Below are 25,402 nucleotides of genomic sequence, written 5' to 3'. Positions count from 1 at the left end.
TTTATAGAATTGGGGGGCTTTAATTGAAAAAGATAATTCCAATATTATCGATAATAACTGGATGTTATTGGGTCATATATGGATTTAAGTATGGATTTTGGATAAGAAAAGGTCCAGGAGGGGGATTTTTGCCTGTAATTTCAGGAATTTTAGCAGTAATCTTCGCAATATTAGTACTTAAATCACAAAAAAATGATAAAGACAAGATTAAGTTTAATTGGAAAGCTTTTTTACCTGTAGTTGGTGTGATTTCTATGTTGTTAATCTCATATTTACTAGGGTTAATATTAGCTATCGCTATATACATTTTCTTATGGCTTAAATATATAGAAAAATATAAAACATTAAAATCATTAATTATAGGTTCTTGTTGCTCTGTTGTAGTTTATGGAATATTTGTCCTGTGGCTAAGTGTTCCATTACCAACAGGCATATTAGGATTATTATAAAAGTATCAATAATTTAAAAGAAAGTGAGCTTGATACTATGAATAATTTAGATTTATTAATGGAAGGAATTAAAACTGCTTTGGGTATTCAAAATCTTATAGCGGCTTTTGCAGGAGCGATAATGGGGTTAATAGTAGGGGCTATGCCTGGCATCGGGTCTTTAGCGGGGGTAGCATTGTTGCTTCCAATTACTTTTAAGATGAACCCTACTACAGCAATTATAATGCTAGCAACCCTTTACTATTCTAATATGTATGGTGGATCTTTTAGTGCAATTTTATTAAACATTCCAGGAGACTCTCCAGCGGTGGCAACATCTTTAGACGGATATCCACTAGCTAGAAAAGGAAAGGCTGGTAGAGCTTTATTTACTGCTACAATTTCATCTTTTATAGGTGGAACAGTTGGAATAATTATACTTACCATATTTGGTCCTATGCTTGCAAATTGGGGATTGGTTTTTGGTCCACCAGAACTTGCTTGGTTAATATTATTTGCCTTAACATCCATAGGATGGGTATTAGGAGATAATCCAAGTGCAGGGTTACTATCTACAGCATTAGGAATCATGCTAGCAACCGTTGGAGTTGATAAAACACTGGGTCAGCCTAGATTTGATTTTGGTAGTGTCAATCTTTTAAGTGGGATTGCATTTATACCACTTGTTATAGGAGTGTTTGGGTTTAGTCAGGTTATAGATATGGTTGTAAATAGGAGTAGCTATGAGAATGAAGAAGTTAAAAGTCCTACTATTAAAGAAAGCATATTGTCCAAAGAAGAAATGAAAAAAGTTTTCCCCGTAGCTACTAGATCTGGTTTATTTGGATGCTTTGTTGGAGTTTTACCAGGAGCAGGAGCTACTATGGCAGCGTTCTTAGCTTATATCATGGAAAAAAGGATAGGTAAGAATAGAGAAAATATGGGGAAGGGAGCATTAGAGGGAGTTGCAGCTCCAGAAGGAGCTAATAATGGAGCGGCAATGGGGGCTTTTGCACCGCTACTTTCTTTAGGAATTCCAGGGTCAGGAACCACTGCAGTACTTTTAGGAGGGCTTATGATGTGGGGGCTTAGGCCAGGACCTATGTTATTTAGTGAAAATCCTGAATTTGTTTGGGGATTAATTGGATCAATGTATATTGGTAACATTATTTGCCTTGCAATAGCTATCGCTTGTATACCAATACTTATGAGAATTGTTAAAGTTCCAAGTTCTATTATGATACCAGTAATTTCGGTGGTATGTGTAATTGGAACCTATTCTGTAAACAACAGTATGTTTGATGTTATATTTATGCTGGCTATGGGGATTTTAGGATACATTATGAAAATGGGAGATATTCCGGCAGCTCCACTATTATTAGCTTTTGTTCTAACTCCTATGCTTGAAACTTATGTAAGGCAAGCCTTTGATATGTCAGCTGGTAGTATAAGTGTATTTTTAGGCAGCACTATATCAATTGTATTGATGATTTTAACTATAAGTTTCTGCTTGATTCCTATCATCATGAAAAAGATTGAAAAGGCTAGACAGAGCAGTAGTAAATCAGTAGCTTAAAATTTAGATGTTTTGATAAATGTAAGAAAACTATATTAAGTTTTGAAGGTAACATCAAAGAATTTTAAAAAGAGTTTATTAAATAGTCATATAAGGAGGAATGAATATGAAGTTATGCTATCAAGTGGCAACGCCAGATGTGGCTATATCACCTGCAGTAACAGCTTTCCAAGGTAAGCTTGATTACACTTTTGGGCGTTTAGGGGAGCTTGGGTACGATGGTGTTGAGCTTATGACATTAAATCCCTCAGAACTTAGCTGGGATGAAGTTTGTGAAGAGGCTCAAAAAAATAATTTAGATATAGTTCTTGTATGCACGGGAGAAATATTTGGTCAACAAAATCTATCCTTTATGGATAAAAATTTAGAAGTAAGAAATAAATCAATAGAAAGAGTAAAGGAAATAATTGATTTTGCCTCATATTTAGGAGCAAACATAAACATTGGAAGGGTTAGAGGTGAATATTGTCATGATCTCCCTAGAGAAATTTCTTATGGGTATGCTATAGATGCTTTTAAAAATATTAGTGAATACGGTGGAAAAAAAGATGTAAAGATCGCTTTGGAAAGTGTGACATTAATGCAGACTAATTTTATAAACACAGTAGAAGAAGGAGTTAAAGTAGTACAGGATGTAGACAATGAATATTTTAGGATTATGATGGATATTTTCCATCTTAATATTGAAGAAAAAGATATGTTTAAGGCTATAGAAAAGTATGCAGATTATAATATTCATGTCCATCTTGCAGATAACAATAGAAGATATCCAGGTCATTGTGCTTTTGATTTTGAAAAAATTATACAAGCTTTTAAGGATACAGGATACGATGGGGCTTTTTGTACAGAGATATTTCAAATTCCTAACCAAGAAATTGCCACAGAAGAAGCAATAAAACATCTAAGACCAATATTTAATAAAATTTATGGAGGAAAATAGTTATGACAATAGTTCTAATTCATACTGTACAAAGCGTACTTCAAAACTTTGGTGAAAAAGTGAAAAAAGAACTAGGAGATATAAAAATTATAAATATCTTAGATGAATTCTTGGCTAGTGATCCTGCGGAAAAAGGAGAATTTACAATAAATAATATGAATAGGCTATTTAACACAATAAAAAATGGAGAAATGACTGGTGCAGATGTCGTGGTGGTAACTTGTTCAACTTTATCTCCTACAGTTGAAAAGATAAGAGATTTTATCTCAATTCCTCTTATAACAATAGATGAGGCTATGATAAAAAAAGCAGTGAGCATGGGAACAAAAGTTACTATTATGGCTACAGCGGAAAGTACAATAAAGCCTACCAGAGATAAGTTATTAAGTGAATCTATTAAATTAAATAAAGCCTTAGATATAGATATAATTTGTTGTGACCAAGCTTATGATGCCATAAAAAAAGGAGATAAGGAGCTTCATGATGAGTTGTTAAGGAAAGGGGCATTACAAATAAAACAAAGGGACGTTGTTGTTTTAGCTCAAGCTTCTATGTCTCATATGGAAGAAATAATCGAAAAAATATGTGGATGCCCTGTATTGTCTAGTCCTAAGCACTGCATAAATGAGCTCAAATCTATAATTTGTAGAGAGAAATATTAAATTAAAGAAAGGAGTAATAGACTTGGTATTATCGCCTGAAAGAATAAAATTTTTAGAAAGCAAATGTAGAGAGTTTAGAATTGAATTAATAAAAACTCTATATCCTATACAAACGGGACATCCTGGAGGATCCTTATCTACTGTAGAAATATTAACCACATTATATTATGAAAAGCTTAATGTAAATCCACAAGATCCCAAAGATGAGAATAGGGATAGGTTTATACTTGCAAAAGGACATGCAGCACCAATGTTATATATTGTATTAGCTGATAAGGGTTACTTTAAAAAAGAAGAATTAAAGACTTTAAGGCAAGTAAATAGCATACTGCAAGGTCATCCTTGCTCTGTGAAAACGCCAGGAGTTGAATTGTCAACTGGACCATTGGGATTAGGGTTATCTGCTGGAGTTGGAATGGCAACAGCTCTAAAGTTAGATAAGAAAGAGAACTATGTTTATGTGTTAATGGGAGATGGAGAACTTCAAGAGGGAATTGTTTGGGAAGCTTCCATGGCGGCTAGCAAATATAAGTTAGATAATTTGATAGCTATAATTGACAGCAATGGGGTACAACTTGACGGTACTACTGAGGAAGTTATGCCCCTTGGGGATCTAGCGAAAAAGTGGGATGCATTTGGATGGAATGTAATAGAAACGGATGGACATGATATACAAGCTCTTTCACAAGCATTGGATAAAGCTAAAAGTATTAAAGGAAAGCCAGCAGTTATTATAGCTAAAACCGTTAAAGGAAAAGGAATTTCATTCATGGAAGGCAAGAACACATGGCATGGAAAACCTATTGGAGACGAAGAATATGCCAAAGCTTTAATGGAATTGGAGGTAAGGTAAATGAAAAAGAAAGGAATAAGAGATGCCTATGGAGAGGCTTTATTAAAGCTTGGTGGAGAAAGAGAAGATATAGTAGTACTGGATGCTGATGTGTCAGGATCAACAAAGAGTGCCTTGTTTGGAGGAAAGTTTCCTGAAAGATTTTTTAATGTAGGAATTTCTGAGGCAAATATGGCAGGAATGGCAGCGGGAATGGCCCTTATGGGAAAGATTCCATTTATAAATACCTTTGCAGTTTTTATGATGCTTAGAGCAGGAGATCCTATAAGAAGTCTTATAGCTTATCAAAAATTAAACGTGAAAATATGTGGAGCATATTCAGGATTATCGGACTCTTATGATGGTGCAAGTCACCATGGAAATAAGGATATAGCATTTTTTAGGACAATTCCTAATATGACTGTTATATGTCCATGCGATGGAGTTGAAACAGAAAAGGCAGTAAGGGAATGTTTAAATATTGAAGGGCCTGTTTATTTAAGACTTAGTAGAGCAGAGATGCCAATTATATTCGATGAAAACTACCAATTTCAAATAGGAAAAGGAGCAGTATTAAGAGAAGGAAAAGATATTTCTATAGTTGCTACAGGATTAATGGTTCACAAAGCACTAGAGGCAGCAGAAATACTAGAAAAAGAAGGAATAAATGCTAAGGTAGTAAACATGCATACTATTAAACCTATAGATAGAAAATTGATAATAGATTGTGCAAAAGATACAGGAGCTATTGTTACTGCGGAGGAACATAGCATATATGGAGGATTATATGGAGCAGTAACAGAAGTTTTGGCTGGAGAATGTCCAGTAATATCTGGAAGAGTAGGCATTGAAGATACCTTTACCGAGTCAGGGGACTATGATAATCTCTTACAAAAATATGGGTTAAGCACAGAAAAAATCATTTATGAAGTAAGAGAAGTTATAAATAAAAAGAAGGGGGAATAAGAAATGACAGAATCAATGTATAAGTATATGAAGGTAGGTATAATACACTTTATGGTATATCCTTCAACTATTAAAGGTGAAGGTCCTATACTGGAGAGCCTAAAAAAAGTAGCTATAGATGATTATTTTAATGCAATCGAAATAACATGGATTAAAGATGATGAAACAAGAGAAAAGGCTAAAGAAATTCTTGAACAAAGCCATATAACTGTTGCTTATGGAGGACAACCAAGACTACTCACCACAGGACTTAATATTAATGCTATAGATGAAGAAGAAAGATTAAAGGCTTTAGATTCTTTAAAAGAAGGCATAGATGAGGCTGAATACATGGGAGCTAAGGGATTTGCTTTCTTAAGTGGAAAATATGAAGAAGAAACAAAAGAGGAAGCCTATAATGCTTTAGTTAAATCCACAAAAGAACTCTGTGAGTATGCAAAAGATAAAGGAATAACTGTAGTTTTGGAAGTATTTGATTACGATGTAGATAAAAAATCTTTAATAGGACCTGTGGATCTTGCTAAAAGATATGCTGAGGACATTAGAAAAGAATATGATAATTTTGGTTTAATGGTTGATTTAAGTCACATTCCTCAGCTTCATGAAACAATTGAGGAATCTATACTTCCTATAAAGGACTATATAGTTCATGCTCATATGGGGAATTGCGTAATTAAGGATAGCTCCATGCCGGCCTATGGAGATCAGCATCCAAGATTTGGTTTCCCTAATGGAGAAAATGATGTAGAAGAATTAGTTCAGTATTTGAGAGTTTTAAAATCTATAGGATTTTTAAATACAGAAAATCCTCCAATAGTAAGTTTCGAAGTAAAACCATGGGGGGATGAAGATCCTGAAATAGTTGTAGCCAATGCTAAACGTACATTAAACGAAGCTTGGGCTAAATTATAAATATTCTAAATATTGAAACATATGCTTTTGTATAGTAGAGTTTATATAACAATTATAAAATAAGTATATTTTATGAAAGGAGAATTGTTCATGAAAATTGTAGTTTTAGATGGGTACACATTGAATCCAGGGGATTTGACTTGGGATGAATTAAAAGAATTGGGAGATCTAGAGATTTATGATAGAACTTCAAGTGATAAAATATTAGAAAGAATAGGAGACGCTGAAGCTGTATTTACAAACAAGGTACCTATAACAAGGGATACTTTAGAAAAAACTAACTTGAAATTCATAGGAGTACTTGCTACAGGATACAATATAGTAGATGTGGAAGCGGCAAAGGAAAAGAGAGTTGTTGTTACAAACATACCGACTTATGGAACAGATTCCGTAGCTCAAATGGTTTTGGCTCACATTCTTCACATATGTCATCATGTATCTGAACATAATGCAGCGGTGAAAAATGGAGAATGGACAAACAATGTAGATTGGTGTTTTTGGAATTATCCGTTGATAGAACTAGCTAATAAGACTATAGGTGTAATAGGTTATGGTAGAATAGGTCAAGCTACAGGAAGAGTAGCTCAAGCTTTAGGAATGAAGGTTCTTGCCTATGATGAATACAAAAATAAAGATTTGGAAGATGAAAATATGAAGTATGCAAAGGACTTAGATGAATTATTAGCCAACTCAGATGTAATAAGCTTACATTGTCCGCTGCTTCCAAACACTAAGGGTATAATAAACAAGGATACTATAGCAAAAATGAAGGATGGAGTAATAATAGTAAATACTTCAAGGGGGCCTCTGGTAGTAGATGAAGATTTAGCAGAAGCTTTAAACAGTGGTAAGGTTTATGCAGCAGGATTAGATGTGGTTTCAGTAGAGCCTATAAAAGCTGATAATCCTTTACTCAAAGCTAAAAATGCATTTATAACTCCTCATATAGCTTGGGCTCCAAGGGAATCCAGGGATAGGCTTATGAATATAGCAGTGAGTAATTTAAAAGCCTTTATGAGTGGAGAGCCTGTAAATGTAGTTGACTAATCAAGAGAGTATACTTTTTACCTATTTACAGATAATAAAGTGGTAAATTTATTATTTGGAGGGTTAAAAGATGTATACTGGCATTGTAAAATGGTATGACAACAAGAAGGGATATGGATTTATCTCTGGAAATGATGGAGAAGATGTTTTTGTTCATCATTCTAACATAAAAGAAAAGGGGCATGACAAAGACTTGCATGAGGGTCAACACGTTACCTTCGATGTAGTGGAAAGAGAAAAAGGACTTCAGGCCACCAATGTTCAAAAAATGGAATAAAAATTTTAGGCTGTTGTAGATTTACAACAGCCTTTTAATATTATTGATGAAATTATAATTTTACAAACGTATGCTTAAATAGTTAAAGTATTCTTTTTATATTAAGTCATCTACATAAAGGTTTAATGGATAAGTAATGTATTTTGCGTTAGGCATTTTTTCAGTAGTATAATAACCAGCTGGAGACATAATAAGTTGAGGTATACGGTTTACTGTAGTTGCGCATGTAAGCTCAACAGTTGCTGGTTGTTCAATTCTAACAGTGGTATTTGGCTCTCCTTCTATAGTCCAAATATTTTTATCAACTTCCCCTTCAGGATAAACCTTTCCTATACACTCAGTTACCAATACAGGACCTTGATTTGTCACAATCGTAACAACAGCAGACATACCTAATGCATTACCAGCTTTAATAGTCATTCCAAGAGTAGATGAATATATATCTTTGTCATGGAATATAGGAACTAATTTTTGCTCTATGGATTTTATGCTCCATCCAAATTGAGAACATAACCATTCGCTAGCATTCCACATATAAGATGGTAGGTTTTCATTTTTAACTATATTTTCTTCGAATTCTTCTGGAGTTAAACCAGCACCATGAACTTCTGCTAATGCAATACCGTAATCTTCTACATTATAGCTTGAAGATCCGTGAATTTTAATTATTTTATGAGTTGAACCAGCTAAAGTTGTTATAAGGTTTCCCCAGTAAACATCTTGATATCCAGAGCCAGCTAGGGTACAATTATTTTCTTTTGCTAACTTATCTAATTTATTAGTTATTGCTGGTGAAGTAGTCCAAGGATATAAAGCTTCTTCGCATGTAGAAATAGCATTTACACCGTGCTTTGCAGCAAGCTCAAAAGCTTCATAAACATCTTCCATAAGGCTAAGTGTAGATATTATACAAACATGTGCATCGCACTCTTTAAAAACATTCTCTGCGTCTGAACGAACTGGTATATTTAATTTAAAGCCAAGACCAGCAATTTCTCCAACGTCTTTTCCTACAATAGCTGGATTGCTATCGATAGCGCCAACTATTTCTGCTCCCTTTTCATAAAGATAACGTAAAAATACCCTTCCCATTTTTCCACATCCATATTGGATAACTCTAATTTTTTCCTTCATGATTAAAACCTTCCTTTCAAAATATTGTCTATATTTTAACAATACACTTTATACTAAGTATAAAGTCAAGAGGTTATTTCAATTCTATAGGAATTTGTAATTTTATAAACATATTCCTTTCATTTTCAAGGAATACAGGGAGATCTGCCACTACTTCACAAATATAATCTCCAATTATTTTATACCCTTTTTCTTTGATATGATTTAGGAGTTGTTTTGCATATTTTTTCTCTTCCCAGAAACTATTACAATAGATGCATGCAAATGTGTTAGAGGATATTATTTCTACATTATCTTCAATTTGAAAATCTTCATCAATAAAAAGACAAACCTCAGTAGATATGAGCTTTTCTTGATTTAATATATCTTTACGGAGTATTGAACCAACATTAGAAAAATACATCATAGGCAATTTGTTTAGTAGTATATGCTCTTTTAAGTGCCTTAATATATATTCATATGTCTCTAATCCATAGTCATATATATTTATTCCTCCGTCATAGCAATATATTCTACGCTCCGGTATATATTCTAGTACAACCACGCCTTCTTTAGGTGCAACTTCATAGCGATCAAAGTTTTCTACTGATTTTGTTATAGCTCTTTTCATTAGTTGAAGCTCGATAATTTTTTCGTCTATAAGCTTCTTTTGACTATTGAGCATTTTCTTCACTGTGCCAATTTCCTTATAATCCAACTGTTCTTGTATCTTTTTTAAAGGCATTCCAAGAGATTTCATATATTGTATCATGTCTAGACGAGCGCATTGTTTTATGTTGTAATACCTATAACCTGTATTTTCATCAATATAACAAGGTTTTAAAAGACCTTTGCGATCATATAATCTTAAAGTTTGTTCAGAAACATTATTTAGTTTTGCCATTTTCCCTATTGATATTCGTTCCATAACCATACCCCCTTGTATAGTATTATTTTATAATATAAACTTTATGCATACTATAAGGTTTTGCAAAATTTTAATGCATTTTATGGAAAATTTAAGGAGGATTTTAAACCTTTACTGTTAAATATAATATAATTAGTGATATAATTTATATTAAGAAGAATTTACAAGGAGAGTAAGATTATGGTAAGTATTACTTCGATTATATCTATGATTATAACTATTATACTATCAATTGGATTCCCTATAATTATTGGAATATATTTTTATAGAAAACATAAAATGTCCCTATGGCCTGTAGCTGTAGGAGCCTTTGTATTTATATTATTTGTAATGATTTTAGAAAGAAGGATGCATAACTATTTATTATTCACTAATTTTAATACCTCTACTTTTTTAGAAAATCCATGGGCATATGCCATATATGGCTCTTTTGCTGCAGGAATTTTTGAGGAATGTGGAAGGTTTTTAGCCTACATAACATTGCTTAGGAAGAAAAGAAGCTGGACTGATGGAATAGCTTTTGGTATAGGCCATGGAGGCATAGAAGCTATACTTATAGGTGGGATGACTGCAATACAAAATTTAATACTTTCTATAAATATAAATTTAGGCAATATAAATGCTCTAAATAAATATAACATGCCATCTGCTATGATAGAGAGAATTAAAAGTTCTTTAATAGACACCCCTTCATATGCTTTTTTAGTACCGGGAATAGAAAGGATGTTTGTAATTTTTATACAAATTGGGCTTTCGGTTCTAGTATTGCAAGGTGTCAAAAACAAAAAATATATTTATCTACTCTATGCTATATTATTACACGCGCTTATTGATTTTCCAGCGGCGTTGTTTCAAAAGGGTATGCTTACAAATATTTGGGCCATAGAAGGATGGGTAGCTATAGCAAGTATTTTACTGCTGCTATTTACCTTAAGATCTAAATCCAATTTCGGTGGGGAAAAGGGGGAAATACAAGATGAAATATAGAAAAATATTATATTTAACTATAATATTATCTCTATTTATATTTGCTGGTTGTACAGCAAAGAAAGTGGATAATGTGGATAAAACAAATAAAGTAGATACAATAAATAAAGAGGAGGGCGAAAAGATTAAAGCCAAAGTAGAGCCTGTGGCTGAGAATATTTTACAGAGTTTAAAAGATAAAGACTATGAATCTTTTTCTAAGGATTTTGATGATGATATGAAAAATATTATGACAGAAGAGCTTTTTAAAGAGTTATATGATACTATTACTCCAAGTATAGGGAAATATCAATCAAAGGAATTTTGGATGATAGAAGAAGATGAAGAAAATTACACAGTGTTCTATAAAAGTAAATTTGACAAAGAGCGTAAGGATGTCATAGTCAAAGTTGTTGTTTCAAATAAAGATGAAGATGCTAAGGTTACAGGATTTTTCGTAGATTCTCCTAATTTAAGAAAGTAAATTTAAGAAAGTAAAATATAAACCGTATGAGATTTAATCATACGGTTTTGTTTTAATGAGAAGATGATATAATTATCAAATAGGATTAATCTTATAAGAAATTATCATCAAAGGGGGCTTTAAAATGAAAATAAATATAGAAAGAGTCATGAGAGATTTAAAAAACCTATCAAAATTTAATGAAACGCCAGAAGAAGGATGCACAAGATATTCCTATACAAAAGAAGATAAAGAGGCAAGAGATTATCTGATAAATGAAATGAAAGCTTTAGGTATGAAAGTAGAAGTGGATTCTATAGGAAATATAAGGGGAAGATTAGAAAATGAACATAACAAAGATAAGCCTTTAGTCATCAGTGGCTCTCACATAGATACTGTTTATAAAGGTGGAATTTATGACGGAATATTAGGCGTAGTAGCTTCCTTAGAATCTGCGAGAGTTTTTGTAGAGAAGGGAACAAAAATGAGCTATCCCTATGAAGTAGTTATTTTTACAGAAGAAGAAGGTTCTAATTTTGGGTATAATCTTGTGGGAAGTAAAGCATTAGTAGGAAAATGTACTTTAGAAGATATAAAAAAAGTTAAAGATAAAAACAATAAGAGTATGTATGAAAGAGTAAAAGAATTTGGTTATCCTATAGATTCTTTAGAAAAATGTAGGATAAGAGAAGCTATAAAAGCCTTTATAGAACTACATATTGAACAAGGAAGTGTTCTACATACAGAAAAGAAATCTCTTGGTCTAGTTAAAGGCATTGTAGGATTAAGATGGTTTGAGATAGAGATAGAAGGAAAGGCGAATCATGCAGGGGCTACCCCTATGAATCTTAGAAGGGACCCCATGGTAAAGGCTAGTGAACTTATAAGTAAACTTCCTCATATAGTTGAAGATATTGATGATGATAGCATGGTTGTAACTGTAGGAAGTGTTAAATGTTATCCTGGCAATGTAAATGTAATCGCTGAGAAGGTAGTTTTTACAGTAGACCTTAGAGGAATAAATCCTTCAAATTTAGATAAAGCAGAAGAGGAAATTAAAGAGAGACTAAAGTTTATTGAAGAGGAAGGTTTTGCTTACAGTATAAAAAGGCTAACAGAAGTTAGTGAAGTTAATATGGATAAAAACCTTATGGAAGTAATAAAAAATTCAATTGAGGAAGAAGATATAAGCTATAGAGAAATGTATAGTGGGGCAAATCACGACACTAGTTTAATGGCTTCTATTTCCCCTGTAGCTATGATATTTGTTCCAAGTGTGGAGGGAAGAAGCCATTGTCCAGAAGAATTTACTGAAGAGGAAGATATAGCTTTCGGTATAGAGATATTATATAAAACATTGCATAAATTAATAACTGAATAGATTTTTCGAAATAAGCATCAAAGAAATAATGTTCGTAAATTATTTCTTTGATGCTTGTTTTTTTAGTTTTAAACTATAATTATTAGCGAAAACACGAACAATATAATATAAAATAGCAATTAATGTTGACAAATGTCTTAATAGCTATTACAATGGTCATATCAATATAGAGAAATATCTCGGGAGGTAATTTATGTTAGAAAGTCTATTTAAACTAAAAGAACGTAATACAAACGCAAAAACAGAAATAGCAGCGGGCATAACAACTTTCATGACCATGGCCTATATTCTTATTGTTCAGCCTTCATTTATGAAAGCAGCAGGCATGGATGTGGGAGCAGTAACCGTGGTAACAGCACTACTTTCAGCAGTATTTAGTATTTTTATGGGACTTTATACAAATCTCCCATTTGCTTTAGCGCCAGCAATGGGAAGTAATGCATTTTTTGCTTTCACTTTAGTGGCTGGTGGACTTGCAACTTGGCAACAAGGATTAGGAATGACATTTATATCAGGAATTATATTTATATTATTAACTATATTTGGACTAAGAGAAGTTATTGTGAAGGTCATACCTAAAAATGTAAAAATTGCTATAGGAGCGGCAATTGGTTTTTATATTGCACAATTAGGATTTAAGAATGGACACTTAATGCTTATAGCTGATGGTTCAATAAAGATGGGAAATTTACATGATCCTAAAACTCTACTTACAGTAATCGGAATATTAATATTAGTAGCTTTAATGGCAAATAAGGTAAAGGGAGATGTGCTTATTGGTATTATTTTAACTACATTAATTGGAATACCAATGGGAATAACAAAAATACCAGACTCCTTTATTTCCATGCCACCTTCAATAGCACCAATAGCTTTTCAGTTAGATATACTTGGAGCTCTAAAGTGGAGTTTCTTCCCACTTATGTTTACCTTCTTTGTAGGAGATTTCTTCTCTACATTAGGAACGGTTTTAGGGGTATCTGCTAAGGCAGGCTTATTAGATGAAAATGGAGATTTACCAGGAATAAACAAGCCATTTTTAGTAGATGCAATTGCTACAGTGGTTGGTGCAGTAATGGGTTCTACTGTTGTTACAACATATATAGAATCAGCATCAGGAGTTGAAGCAGGAGGAAGAACAGGATTAACTGCAATATCTACAGGAATGTGTTTCTTATTTACACTATTCTTTACTCCTATTGCAGCGATGATACCTGCTGAAGCTACAGCGCCAGCATTAATTTTAATAGGATTACTTATGATTTCTTGTGTTAAAGACATAGATTTCTCAGATTTTACAGAAGCTTTTCCAGCTTTTGCAACAATTATATTTACTACATTTACTTCTAGCATTTCAAATGGTATCAGTATAGGTATAATATCCTACGCTCTTACTAAAATTGTATCAGGAAGAATAAAGGAACTAAATTGGGGAATATTTATACTTTGTATTCCACTAGTGTTTTACTTTATAATTATGTAAAAGGTATCTATGGCTATGATTTAAAATTAATATTTTAAATCATAGCCTGTTAAGTATAAAAATTAGATGAGAAGGAGCGAGATTACAATGAGAATACAGCCAAAGGATAAAAAAGCGTTAATAGAAGCAGCTTTAGGAAAAAGAGAGTGTCATTTAGTTATAGAAAACGCTAATATTTTAAATTTATTTACTGGGGAAATATATGAAGGGGATGTTGGAATTTACAACGGCTTTATAGCTCACATAGAGTGTAATCCTGACGGTAATGTAGAAAAGAAGAAGATCAAAGGTAAAGAATATTATGATGCAAAGGGCATGTATTTAATACCAGGTCTTATTGACGCTCATATACATATTGAAAGTACTATGATGACACCAAGAAATTTTGCCAAAGCAGTTATACCACACGGAACAACTACTGCAGTTACAGATCCTCATGAAATAGCTAATGTTTTAGGTATTGAGGGAGTTAAATATATGCACGAGTGCAGCAAAGGTGTTCCTATGAGACAGTATATTTTAGCTCCTTCCTGTGTGCCAGCAGTACCAGGAAAGGAAAATGCAGGAGCAGAATTTTTAAGAAAAGAAATAGAAGAATTATTCAGCCTTGATAGAATAATAGGACTTGGAGAAGTTATGGACTTTTTAGGGGTTATAAATAATAATCCTAGAATGGTAGAAATATTAGCTGCAGCGGAAGAAAAAGGATTGTTCATTCAAGGACACGCTCCATTTTTAGATGGTAGAGCTCTATCTGCTTATCTTTGTGCTGGACCTGTAAGTGACCACGAATCAAGATCTCAAAAGGAAGTAAGGGATAAATTGAGAGTGGGAATGTATGTAGACGCAAGAGAGAGCTCTATTTCAAAGGATATAAAATCTTTAGTTGCAGGAGCAAAGGATTTTAGATATTTAGATAATTTAACTGTGTGTACGGATGATAGAGAACCAGAAGATATTGTAGAAGCAGGTCATGTAAATGATGTTATAAAGCAAGCTGTATTAGGAGGGCTGCATCCAATTGATGCAATAAGATGTGCTACTTTTAACTCTGCAAGAGAATTAGGAATAAACAACTTAGGTGCAATAGCTCCAGGATACGTAGCAGACTTGATAATTACAGAGTCTTTAGAGGACATAAAGCCAAAAGCGGTATTCTTTGAAGGAGATTTAGTTGCAGAGGAAGGTAAACTTGCAGTAGATATGGAATTCATGGACTTTGAAGTAGAAAATAGAAATACTGTATATGTAAAAGATTTAACTTTAGAGGACTTTAGAATAAAAGCTCCAATAAAAGAAGGAAAAGTTAGAGTAAATGTAATCAACTATACGAGCTTACTTTTCTCACCAACAAAGTTGAATACGGAAGAAATTGAAGTTAAAGATGGATATCTAGACATATCAAAAGATGAAAATCTAAAATTTGCAATAGTAGTAAATAGACATAATGGATTTGATACAAAAGCATATGCTATAATAAGAAACTTTGGAACAAAAGAAGGGGCAGTAGGCAGTACTGTTTCTCATGACTGTCATAATATCACTATAGTTTACGACAAACCAGAAAATGCTTTAATGGTATTTAATGATTTAAAAGCTACAGGTGGAGGAATAAGCTGTGCTAAAGATGGAGAAGCATTAAATCATCTAGCGCTACCAGTTGCTGGACTTATTTCAACAAAACCTTGTGAAGAATTAGCAAAGGAATGTGGCTCAATGAAAGATACCCTTAGAGAGCTAGGATTAAAAGAAACCCCTAATCCTCTTTTAAGAATTGCTACACTAGCATTACCTGTAATACCAGAAGTTAAAATGTCCGACTTAGGAATGATTGAGGTTGCAACTCAAAATATAATTCCATTATTTGCAGAATAAATCAAGTGATTCTTAGCTTCAGATGGAGTTTGCTTAAAAGGAATACTTACTCCAACTGAAGTTTAGAAGAACTTATCCAGGGACGTAGCATCCGTTATTTCTCACTAGTAGAAGATGAGAGTATTATGGATGGTAGTCATTGGATAAAGTTTGGGAAGCAAAACTAGCTAGAACAAATTTTTTCGTAAGCATAAGTTTTTACAAAAATAATTATGGTTCCGAAGCATAGAGCTAAGCAGGTAATGAAGCCGCTCCAATAAAAAGTCGCTATTTCACTACCTACTTAGCTCTTTTGTATTTTACAAAAATATTTTTAGAATTAGGTTATATAAGATTAGTTCACAATTATAAATTTTCACGATGATAGTTGAGTATTTAAAAGAAGAACTAAATACATAATGATGTCACTTCAGAAAGAAACGTTCCTCCCATTATATACTTAGTTCCTTTATGTTTTACAATTATATTCCAAATATTGATTATTATAAGCATTATGAATACTTACTTATTGTCTAAAACTTTAAAAATGCTATGTAATGTGACCTATGCATTTGAGCGAAATCTAGAAATTCTTAATTTATTTTAGAAGTTCTTATTAAAGCGAGACAGCATAACAAACATTATATAGCATTTTTTATTTATTGAAATTAAAAGCTTACAAATGCATTTATTCCCCATTACGATATTTATTTGGAGACACTCCCATATAGTTTTTAAAGGCTCTGCTAAAATAGTGTTGGCTGCTATAGCCCACCATGTTAGAAATATCGTTTATGCTGTAGTTATTATCCTTATCTGTCAGAAGTTTTGTTGCCATGTTGATTCTTAGTCTATTAAGGTAGTCTGTGAAACTAACTCCTGTTTTTTGCTTAATCACTCTAGTAAGATAGGATTGACTAATATGAAACTGCTGGGCTACTAAATTTAAAGATAGCTGATTTTGAGAAAAATTTTCTTTCATATAGGCAATTGCAAGTTTGCCTACATCCTTACAGCCTTCATTTTCAGCATCTCCTTCTTTTAGTTTACTTACCTCCCACATTCTTTGGGAATAAGCGTCCATTGCCTTGAGAAGAATGTTTTTAAAGTCACGATAGTTGATAGGTTTAAGTATATAGCTAAACACTCCTAGTTCTAAAGCTTTTTGAGCGTACTCAAACTGGCTATATCCAGATATTATAATAATTTTAGCATCTTTATCTGTTTCACGGACTGTTTCAATGATTTCTAATCCGTTCATAAAGGGCATATTGATATCCATTAAAATAATTTCAGGGTGGTATTTTTTAATGACCTCTATGGCTTCTTCACCGTCTTGGGCAGTGGCAATTACTGATAAATCCAGTTCATAGGATTCAATCAAGCGTTTTAAACCATTGCGAATGGTCTCCTCATCATCGGCAATTACTACTCTAAACATTCAAATCCCTCACTTATTACAGGTATTTTCAACAATACCTTTGTACCTATTTCAAATTCACTTTCTATTATAATGCTATATTTTTCTCCAAAGGCAAGTTTTAATCGTTCGTTAATGTTATATAGTCCATAATGATCTGATTCAATGGATTGAGCCAGATTTTTACGAAGGATTGTCAGTTGCTCACTGTCCATACCCAAACCATTGTCTATAACCTGAATAATAAGATATCCCTCCTCAGTGGAGATGTTTATATAAATTGTGCCATTTTGCTTTCGAAGTTTCAATCCATGATATATAGAGTTTTCCACCAAGGGTTGTATAATTAGCTTAGGGATAAGATATTGTTCAACTGAATCATCCACATCAATATGATAACTGATTTTGTCTTTATAACGCATCTTTTGAATTTCTAAGTAGCTTTTTACGTGTTCTGCTTCATCAGTAATGGTGATGAATTCCTTTCCATCACTGAGAGAAATTCTAAAAAATCCAGATAGAGAATTAATCATATCAGCAACCTCAAAGGCATCGTACTCCAAAGCTTTCCACTGTACTGTATCTAGCGTGTTATATAAAAAATGTGGGTTTATTTGGGATTGTAGTGCCTTTAGTTCCGTACTTCGTTTCTGTGCCTGTACCTGATAGACTTGATTAATTAGATTCTTAATATCAGCTACCATTTTGTTAAAAACTTGTCCTAGTATAGAAATTTCATCATTATGTTCTATCTTATAATAGCTATGGAGATTACCATTAGATACTTCCACCATATTTTCTTTCAATCGCTGAATAGGCTTTACAATAGAGCCTGAAATAGCAATAGCTAGTAGTGTAGCAGTCAACAGCAGAATGATTCCCATGACAATAGTTAGATTAATGATGCTATTGGTTTGTTCATGAATCATACTATTTTCTATCATGATGCACAAAAGCCAATCTTCTGTATAGGGGACAGAGGAAAAAAATACTGTAGTATCATTGTTAGATAGATTTTTCAGTGCAACTGTGCCTGAATTTTTTATTTCTGCATCTTCAATAATTGTATTAAGTGACTCAGAAGAAATATATTGATTATTCAATTCCTCTTTAGTAATAGAGTAGGTGTCTGTATCTTTGTTCATAATCCATGCAAATCCATCATAAATATCGATATCATGGGCGATTTGAGAGATCTTGTCCAAATTTACAGAACCATTGATAAACCCCATTTTATCATTTTTATCATTGATAATGGGATAGCATATAAGAAAAATGGGCGTATTGTCAGATTTTGAAACAACGGGCTTGCTGATAACATATTCTACATTCGTTGACATTGCCTTTTTGAAATATTCACGATTAGACACGTCAATGGTAAGGGTATCATTAATCCAGCCTTTTCCGTCCAATCCTCCAACGGCGAAAGTTCCGTACCTATCTCCCAGCACATGATTTAACTGCGTTAAATAAAGTTTTAGTTCAGGAAAGTCCAGTTCTTTACAGGAAGGATGCTCATGGATAACTTTAATTTCGCTTATACGCTGATTCAGCCAAGAACCGATTTCATTGCTTTTAGAATCGATTAACTGCAGGGTTTGATGCTCCAGCTGTTTCATATTGTAAGTTTTAGCTTTGGTTTGCATCATATATAACAGAGGAGAAAAAGTAAGCATAATGCACAACATAAAAGCTGTAATAATTTTTAAACGCAAAGACATGGTTACCCTCCTCATTTTTGTATAGTATTTCACATTTAAAATATTAATTTAGTGTGTATATTCACTATTTATTATATATGGTTCGCATATTTTTTCAAATATTGTAGCTTAAAATGCAAAAACAAGCAAATAAATGTAAATACTTTGTGAATATTAAATGTTAAAATAATATCAATATAAGTTAATGATTTAACAAATTATAAAGCATAATTAGGAGGAATGAAATTGAAAAGATTTTTGACAATTTTACTAGCAATTTTTATGACTATAAGCCTTGTTGCTTGTGGTAATGCTAATAAATCACAGACAGCAATTGCTAACGGTACATATAAAGGAGAAGGAAATGGTAAAGGCGGAAAAATCTCCGTTGAAGTAACTATTAAAGATGATACTATCACTGATGTTAAGGTTTTAGAGCAGAAGGAAACCCCTGGGTATGAAACTGCTATGGATACCTTAAAAGAAAACATTCTTTCAAAAAACAGTCTTGAGGTTGATATAGTTGCAGGTTGTACATTAACTTCTAAAGGTTATCTTGAAGCAATTACTGCAGCTTTAAAAGCAGCAGGTGCAACACCTGATATGTTAAAGAAGAACCAAGGAAAAGACGCGGATGTAACTAAAAAAGAAGTTAGTAAAACTCATGACATAGTTATTATTGGTGCAGGTGGTGCAGGTCTTTCAGCTGCAATAGAAGCAAAGCAGGCAGGTGCTGATGTAATTGTTTTAGAAAAAATGCCTATGGCCGGTGGAAACACATTAATTTCTGGTGCTGAATATGCTGCTCCAAATAACTGGATACAGAAGAAGGAAGGAATTAAAGATAGTCCTGACCAGTTTGCAAAAGACACGATTAAAGGTGGGGACAATGAAAATGACCCTGAATTAGTAAAGGTTGTGGCAGAAAATGCCCTTGCAGGTGCGGAATGGCTTAGAGATGAAGTTGGAGTTGTATGGCAAGATGATTTAATGTTTTTCGGTGGACATTCTGTAAAGAGAAGCTTAATTCCAGCTGGCGCAAATGGTAAAGAAATTATTAGAAAACAAGTTGCTAAAGCTGAGAGTTTAAATATTCCTATATTATATAATACCACTGCAATGTCCCTTATTACTGATTCTAATGGTAAAGTTATTGGTGTAGAAGCAGAGGGCGAAGATACAAAATATACCTTTAATACAAACAAAGCAGTAATAATTGCATCAGGTGGATTTGGTTCAAATATTGAAATGAGAGTTAAATACAATCCTGCTATGGATAAAAAAGTTCTTTCTACAAATACAGTAGGAAGTACAGGGGATGGTATTGTTATGGGAGAAAAGATTGGAGCAGAATTAGTTGGCATGGAACATATCCAAACCTATCCAGTTTGTGATCCATTAACAGGTACACTACTTTACTTTGGTGATGCAAGAATGTATGGACATACAATAATGGTAAATAAAGAAGGTAGACGTTTTGTTGAAGAACTTGAAAGACGTGATGTAATATCTATGGCAATCAAGGAACAGACAGATAGTGTATGCTATCAGTTACTTGACCAAAAAGGTTTAGAAGCAAGCAAGTTAGAAGAACAACATGGAGCAGAAATGGAATACTTATACAAAAATAAGTTACTTGTAAAAGCAAACACAATAGAAGAAGCAGCAGCTTTCTTTGATATAGACGCAAAAGAGTTTAAAGCAACTCTTGATAGATACAATGGTTATGTTAAAGATGGTAAGGATAAAGAATTTAATAAGAGAAGTATGCCATCTACTATAGATACAGCTCCATTTTATATATTAAAAGCAGCTCCTGCTGTTCATCATACAATGGGAGGACTTAAAATTAATACTAAAGCTGAAGTAATTAACAAAGATGGTAAAGTAATTGAAGGACTGTATGCAGCAGGTGAAGTTACTGGAGGAGTACACGGTACAAATAGATTAGGAAGTAACGCTCTTGCAGACATTACTGTATTTGGTAGAATTGCTGGCCAAAATGCAGCTAAATAGAATTAAAATTTAAAAAAGATTTATAACATATAAAAGAGTTAAGTATATAGTGAAATAGTGACTTTTAGAGCTACTTCATTATATGCTTAACTCTTTATTTGTATATGTAAAATATAAAGTTTTATGTAATTATACTAATGCTTTCATTATGAAATGAGAACCTTGTATAATTAGTAATTGAAAAAAGTTTCATAATTGGAATAAAAAAATTTTTAAGACTTATTGTCGTTTATTTGCTAATAATATATAATATTTAAGAATAATCATTGTCTATTCATATCGATTATAGGTAAAAATTTGTATAATATGAATTAAAACCAGGAATATACATATTTATCATTACAAGATTTAAAAAATATCTATATAAAAGAGTATAGGGGGAGGGGGAAAATTTATGGATGTTTGGAAAAAAGAATTAAAAAGAAAGAAATTACACCTTATTATTTTAATTCTGCTTATGATATCAATGTTACTTACATCTTGTTATAAAGGTAAAAATAAAGCAGATACAAAAAATCCTGATTTTAATGAATATAATTCCTATGCATTAGATGAAAATATGGATGAAGAAAAGATATTGGCACTTGTTCAGTCTGCTGATACATCCAAACTAAAAACTATTTCTAAAGTTAATACAATTTCAAAATCTATAGCCTTAACTTTAGAGGGTATGGGTGATAAGGATACTATGGATAGAATACTGGACTTATTAGATAAATACAATTCAAAAGCAACTTTTTTTCTTCCGGGAATGCGTGTTGCGGAAGAACCTGATATTGCTATGAACATTGTAAAAAGAGGACATGATATTGGAAATAACACACTTAATAGAAAAAGCAAGTTGGACAGTTTAGATATTAAAGAAATTTATAAAGAAATTGCTTTATCAAATCAAATTATTGAAAAGGAAACAAAGGTAAAAACTAATCTGTTGAGGGTTAAGGGAGCAAATTATACAGATCATATCTTAAAAGCCGCTGCTGCAGATGGATATGTTGCTGCTGTAGGCTACAATTTCAATATGCAAACCACTAGCAAGACTAACTCAGAAATCAAGAAATACTTTAGTTCTCATATAAATCGAGGAGATATTGTAACTATAGACGCAAATAAAGAAGATGCCTTAGACCTTACGGAATTTGTTTTAAAAGATGCAGTAAGACAAGGGTATAACATATTAAATGTCAATGAATTATTAAAAAAGGAGTACATAACAGATAAAAGTATATTTTCAGCATCTGAAAATAAAGGGAGAAATAAAGGAGTTTTCTCTTATGCATATACAACAAAGAAAGCGGTAGCACTTACCTTTGAAGGTATGGGAGATAAAGCAATGATGAACGGTATTTTAAATGCTTTAGATGAAAATCATATAAAAGCAACATTTTTTCTACCAGCCTTTGCAGTTTACGACCATACGGATATAGCAAAAGAAATATTAAAAAGAGGGCATGAGATTGAAAGTAATTCATTAGAAAGAAAAGATTTAACACAACTTGATTATAATAAAGTCCTTGAACAAATTCATATGGCGGATAAAATATTTAAGGACAAATTAGGGATATCACCTAAATATTTACGACCAACCTTTGGGAGTGCTAATGACACTGTATGTAAAGCAGCGGATGCATTGGGGTATACCGTAGTGACTTACAGTAAAAATCCTAAAGATACGGATATGAAAAGCGCTAAAGAGATTGAAGAATATATCAAGAAGAAGATTACTAGGGGAGAAATTATTACTTTAAATGCTAGTACTAATCCTGCTGTAATAGAAGCCATACCTCTAATTGCAAAACATGTAAGATATACAGGATATGATTTTGTAACTATAGATGAACTATATAAAAGTCAATATGAGCGTAAACCATTAGAACAAATTCCTGGGTTTAATGCTGCAAGTGTAAAATTAAATAATGGTGGTATTCAAAAGGAGCTTATTCATAAACTTCCTAAATCAGCAGGAAAAACTGTGGCTTTAACCTTTGATGATTGGGGTAGTGATAGAACTGTCACAGCAGTTTTAGATATTCTAAAAGCTAATGGAATAAAAGCTAGTTTCTTTATTCGTGGTAAGGGGGCTGAGGCTAATCCTAATCTGCTTATGGCAATAGCTCAAGATGGTCATGATATAGCAAATCATACCTACAGTCATACAACCACAGGTGAACAAAGCATTCAGGAATTACAGGAGGATATTGTTAAATGTCATCAGGTATTAACCTCTGCAATTCAGCGTCAGCCAGAGATGTTTTTCAGACCTCCCCAGTTTAAAATCGATGAAGAGAGAGCTGCCGCAATTCAAGCCTCTGGTTATAGAAATGTAATTATGTCTGAATTAAGTCCTCACGACTGGAATACTCAAAAAAGTCCTAAGGAAATCTTGGATGATATTTTTAATAGAGTAGAAGATGGTAGCATTATAACTTTGCATATTTTAGACGATTCCAGCGTATTGGAAGTTTTACAGCCTACAATTGATGAACTTAGAAGAAGAGGATATTCCTTTGCAAAAATATCAGATTATATTAAATAGGTAAAATGTGAGATAAAAACAAAAGAAAGGAGAGTAAACTAAGTTGAGAAAAGATAAGAAGAAAATTGTTAAAGAAGTATTTCCTATATCGAAATCTGATAGAAGAATGTTACCTAATGTTCCAGATAGCGAAAAAATTAGGATAAAGTTAGATAGAAGGGGACTTAGCCAAAAGGATGATTCTATTAAAGAGAAGAAAAAATCTATTGAAGATTTTTATAATGTTGGGAAGCGTTATGTTACTGATTATAATGTAGAAATTAGACTAGATAAAAAGACAGGAAAGATGTATCAAGAGAAATGCATTACAAAATCCATTGATACATCTGCCTCTGGTATGTTAGTGGAAATTTCAGATCCTGATATAAAATTAAGCCTAGGAGAAGTTTATTGGCTAAAATTTAAGATTCTCCCCGGTAGCATGCCTGAAGGATTTGAATCAATGATTAAAATCAAAGCAAAGGTTGTAAGGATGGAGGATGCTGCTAGTAATCGAGGAAAATTAGTGGCATTTCAGTACGAAGAAACTTTGCTAGAATATTTTCAAAAACGTAGGTGGAGATATTCTATCAGCTTTTCTAGCTTACTTATTTTTATTACAGTCGCCTTTATTATGCTAATGCGTGCAGAAAATATCATATACTTTAGGTATAATAAATTTTTGTATTTATATAGCATTATTGCTGCAGTATTCTTACTCTCCCGTTATTTGTTTGGAGCACTTTATAGAGATGTTCCCATTAATCCTAATTTTACTCCAGGTGTATCAATAATAATTCCTTGCTTTAATGAAGAGGAATGGATTAGTAGAACTATTATGAGTTGTATGAATCAAGATTATCCTATTGATAAGATTGAAGTAATTGTGGTGGACGATTGTTCAAATGATGACTCCCTTGAAAAGATACGAGAAACTATGGATAAAATGGTTAATGAGGGGCAACGATTTAAAATTGGTGAACGCTTAAAACTTGTAGTACAAGAAAAGAATGAGGGTAAAAGAGCAGCCCTTGTTGCCGGAGCTGAAATAGCTAAGCATGAGTTAGTTGTGTTTGTCGATTCAGATAGTTTTTTAGAACCTACAGCTATTAAAAACCTTATTCAGCCTTTCCAAGATCAAAAAATGGGTGGAGTTACTGGACGTACTGATGTTGAAAATAAGTATACAAACATAATTACAAAGATGCAGGCAGTTAGATACTATGTAGCTTTTCGCATTATGAAAGCAGCGGAATCTTATTTTGATGCAGTTACCTGCCTTTCAGGACCTATTTCCTGTTATCGAAAGGATTTAGTTTTAAAATATAAAGAGGAATGGCTTAACCAAAAGTTTTTAGGCCACCCAGCAACTTTTGGCGATGATAGAAGTATGACAAATTTTATTCTTAGAACTCATAGGACAAGCTATCAAGATAATGCTATTTGTCATACTATTGTTCCCTCTGATCAAAAGGTGTTTTTAAAGCAGCAAATGCGTTGGAAAAGGTCTTGGCTTAGGGAATCCCTCATTGCATCAAAATTTATATGGAGAAAAGAGCCTTTCATGTTCTCACTTTTCTATATGGGTTTGATTGTACCTATCGCAGCACCTATTGTTGTAGTTTATAATCTCATTATTATACCTATTACTCAGAGCATTTTTCCAACTACCTTTTTAACAGGGCTTTTGCTAATGGCTTTACTTATGAGTTTTGTAGATCTGTTCTTTAGGAAAAGTTCTATTTGGATTTTTGGTTTTATTTTCTGTTTATATTATGAATTTATTTTATTGTGGCAGATGCCTATAGCGTGGGTGACCTTCTGGAAATCTACATGGGGAACTAGGATGACACCTGAAGACATTAATGCTATAAATAGAAAGAAAAATAGATGGAGCAAAGAGAAAAAAGAAGTGGAGTGAAG

Annotated in this window: 21 protein-coding genes; 17 read left to right on the top strand and 4 right to left on the bottom strand. The window is 32.8% G+C overall.

The window, feature by feature from the left end; all coding sequences use genetic code 11:
- The first annotated feature begins 23 nt into the window (after positions 1-23).
- The 9 genes from KQI86_RS16275 to KQI86_RS16235 all read left to right on the top strand — a co-directional run bounded on the left by KQI86_RS16275 (position 24) and on the right by KQI86_RS16235 (position 7,640).
- The gene (locus tag KQI86_RS16275; RefSeq protein ID WP_216440480.1) at positions 24-449 is read left to right on the top strand and encodes a tripartite tricarboxylate transporter TctB family protein; all 426 of its coding nucleotides are present in this window, start codon (positions 24-26) and stop codon (positions 447-449) included.
- A 37-nt stretch (positions 450-486) separates the two neighbouring features.
- Positions 487-2,004: a tripartite tricarboxylate transporter permease gene (locus KQI86_RS16270; protein WP_216440479.1), complete on the top strand. Its 1,518-nt coding sequence runs from the start codon at positions 487-489 to the stop codon at positions 2,002-2,004.
- Between the two features lie 106 nt (positions 2,005-2,110).
- Positions 2,111-2,944, top strand: coding sequence for a sugar phosphate isomerase/epimerase family protein (locus KQI86_RS16265; RefSeq protein ID WP_216440478.1), 834 nt, complete (start codon positions 2,111-2,113; stop codon positions 2,942-2,944).
- A gap of 2 nt (positions 2,945-2,946) precedes the next feature.
- Positions 2,947-3,606 (top strand): aspartate/glutamate racemase family protein, encoded by a 660-nt coding sequence (locus KQI86_RS16260; RefSeq protein ID WP_216440477.1) that lies wholly within the window; start codon positions 2,947-2,949, stop codon positions 3,604-3,606.
- Between the two features lie 22 nt (positions 3,607-3,628).
- Positions 3,629-4,459, top strand: coding sequence for a transketolase (locus tag KQI86_RS16255; RefSeq protein ID WP_216440476.1), 831 nt, complete (start codon positions 3,629-3,631; stop codon positions 4,457-4,459).
- Complete coding sequence (locus KQI86_RS16250) at positions 4,460-5,404, top strand: transketolase family protein (RefSeq protein WP_216440475.1); 945 nt, start codon at positions 4,460-4,462, stop codon at positions 5,402-5,404. It abuts the gene before it with no gap.
- Positions 5,405-5,407: 3 nt separating this feature from the next.
- Entirely contained in the window at positions 5,408-6,316 is a 909-nt protein-coding gene (locus KQI86_RS16245) for a sugar phosphate isomerase/epimerase family protein (RefSeq protein WP_216440474.1), read from the top strand.
- A gap of 90 nt (positions 6,317-6,406) precedes the next feature.
- On the top strand, positions 6,407-7,363 hold the full coding sequence (locus KQI86_RS16240) for a D-2-hydroxyacid dehydrogenase (protein ID WP_216440473.1): 957 nt from the start codon (positions 6,407-6,409) through the stop codon (positions 7,361-7,363).
- Positions 7,364-7,433: 70 nt separating this feature from the next.
- On the top strand, positions 7,434-7,640 hold the full coding sequence (locus KQI86_RS16235; protein ID WP_216440472.1) for a cold-shock protein: 207 nt from the start codon (positions 7,434-7,436) through the stop codon (positions 7,638-7,640).
- 96 nt (positions 7,641-7,736) lie between these two features.
- Here the strand turns inward: KQI86_RS16235 and KQI86_RS16230 are convergent, their stop codons facing one another.
- Together KQI86_RS16230 and KQI86_RS16225 are read right to left on the bottom strand one after the other, a co-directional pair.
- Positions 7,737-8,774: an NAD(P)H-dependent amine dehydrogenase family protein gene (locus KQI86_RS16230; RefSeq protein WP_216440471.1), complete on the bottom strand. Its 1,038-nt coding sequence runs from the start codon at positions 8,772-8,774 to the stop codon at positions 7,737-7,739.
- A gap of 73 nt (positions 8,775-8,847) precedes the next feature.
- Entirely contained in the window at positions 8,848-9,681 is an 834-nt protein-coding gene (locus KQI86_RS16225; protein ID WP_216440470.1) for a MerR family transcriptional regulator, read from the bottom strand.
- Positions 9,682-9,861: 180 nt separating this feature from the next.
- Between KQI86_RS16225 and KQI86_RS16220 the strand changes: the two genes are divergently transcribed.
- The 5 genes from KQI86_RS16220 (at position 9,862) to ade (ending at position 15,849) form a co-directional block, all read left to right on the top strand.
- Positions 9,862-10,668 (top strand): YhfC family intramembrane metalloprotease, encoded by an 807-nt coding sequence (locus tag KQI86_RS16220; RefSeq protein ID WP_216440469.1) that lies wholly within the window; start codon positions 9,862-9,864, stop codon positions 10,666-10,668.
- A complete protein-coding gene (locus KQI86_RS16215; protein ID WP_216440468.1) occupies positions 10,658-11,131 on the top strand; it encodes a DUF3887 domain-containing protein in 474 nt (157 codons plus the stop codon). The genes KQI86_RS16220 and KQI86_RS16215 overlap by 11 nt, the downstream gene beginning before the upstream one ends.
- 124 nt (positions 11,132-11,255) lie before the next feature.
- Positions 11,256-12,491, top strand: a complete 1,236-nt coding sequence (locus KQI86_RS16210) for a M20 family metallo-hydrolase (protein WP_216440467.1) — start codon at positions 11,256-11,258, stop codon at positions 12,489-12,491.
- 193 nt (positions 12,492-12,684) lie between these two features.
- The gene (locus KQI86_RS16205) at positions 12,685-13,974 is read left to right on the top strand and encodes an NCS2 family permease (RefSeq protein WP_216440466.1); all 1,290 of its coding nucleotides are present in this window, start codon (positions 12,685-12,687) and stop codon (positions 13,972-13,974) included.
- A gap of 87 nt (positions 13,975-14,061) precedes the next feature.
- Entirely contained in the window at positions 14,062-15,849 is a 1,788-nt protein-coding gene (gene ade / locus KQI86_RS16200; RefSeq protein ID WP_216440465.1) for an adenine deaminase, read from the top strand.
- Between the two features lie 667 nt (positions 15,850-16,516).
- Here the strand turns inward: ade and KQI86_RS16195 are convergent.
- Entirely contained in the window at positions 16,517-17,269 is a 753-nt protein-coding gene (locus KQI86_RS16195; RefSeq protein WP_216440464.1) for a response regulator transcription factor, read from the bottom strand.
- The gene (locus KQI86_RS16190) at positions 17,257-18,969 is read right to left on the bottom strand and encodes a sensor histidine kinase (RefSeq protein ID WP_216440463.1); all 1,713 of its coding nucleotides are present in this window, start codon (positions 18,967-18,969) and stop codon (positions 17,257-17,259) included. Before KQI86_RS16190 ends, KQI86_RS16195 begins: the two co-directional genes overlap by 13 nt.
- 225 nt (positions 18,970-19,194) lie before the next feature.
- Between KQI86_RS16190 and KQI86_RS16185 the strand changes: the two genes are divergently transcribed.
- From KQI86_RS16185 to KQI86_RS16175, 3 genes are all read left to right on the top strand, one after another.
- Entirely contained in the window at positions 19,195-20,964 is a 1,770-nt protein-coding gene (locus tag KQI86_RS16185; protein WP_216440462.1) for a flavocytochrome c, read from the top strand.
- 394 nt (positions 20,965-21,358) lie between these two features.
- Entirely contained in the window at positions 21,359-23,500 is a 2,142-nt protein-coding gene (locus tag KQI86_RS16180) for a polysaccharide deacetylase family protein (protein WP_216440461.1), read from the top strand.
- Positions 23,501-23,543: 43 nt separating this feature from the next.
- A complete protein-coding gene (locus KQI86_RS16175; RefSeq protein ID WP_246582861.1) occupies positions 23,544-25,400 on the top strand; it encodes a glycosyltransferase family 2 protein in 1,857 nt (618 codons plus the stop codon).
- Positions 25,401-25,402 lie beyond the last annotated feature (2 nt).

Origin of the sequence: Clostridium mobile (genome assembly GCF_018918285.1) — a bacterium.
Lineage (GTDB): Bacteria > Bacillota > Clostridia > Clostridiales > Clostridiaceae > Clostridium_AW > Clostridium_AW mobile.
The sequence above is the reverse complement of the archived record's forward strand: the minus strand, read 5'-3'. Positions and strand labels throughout refer to the sequence as shown.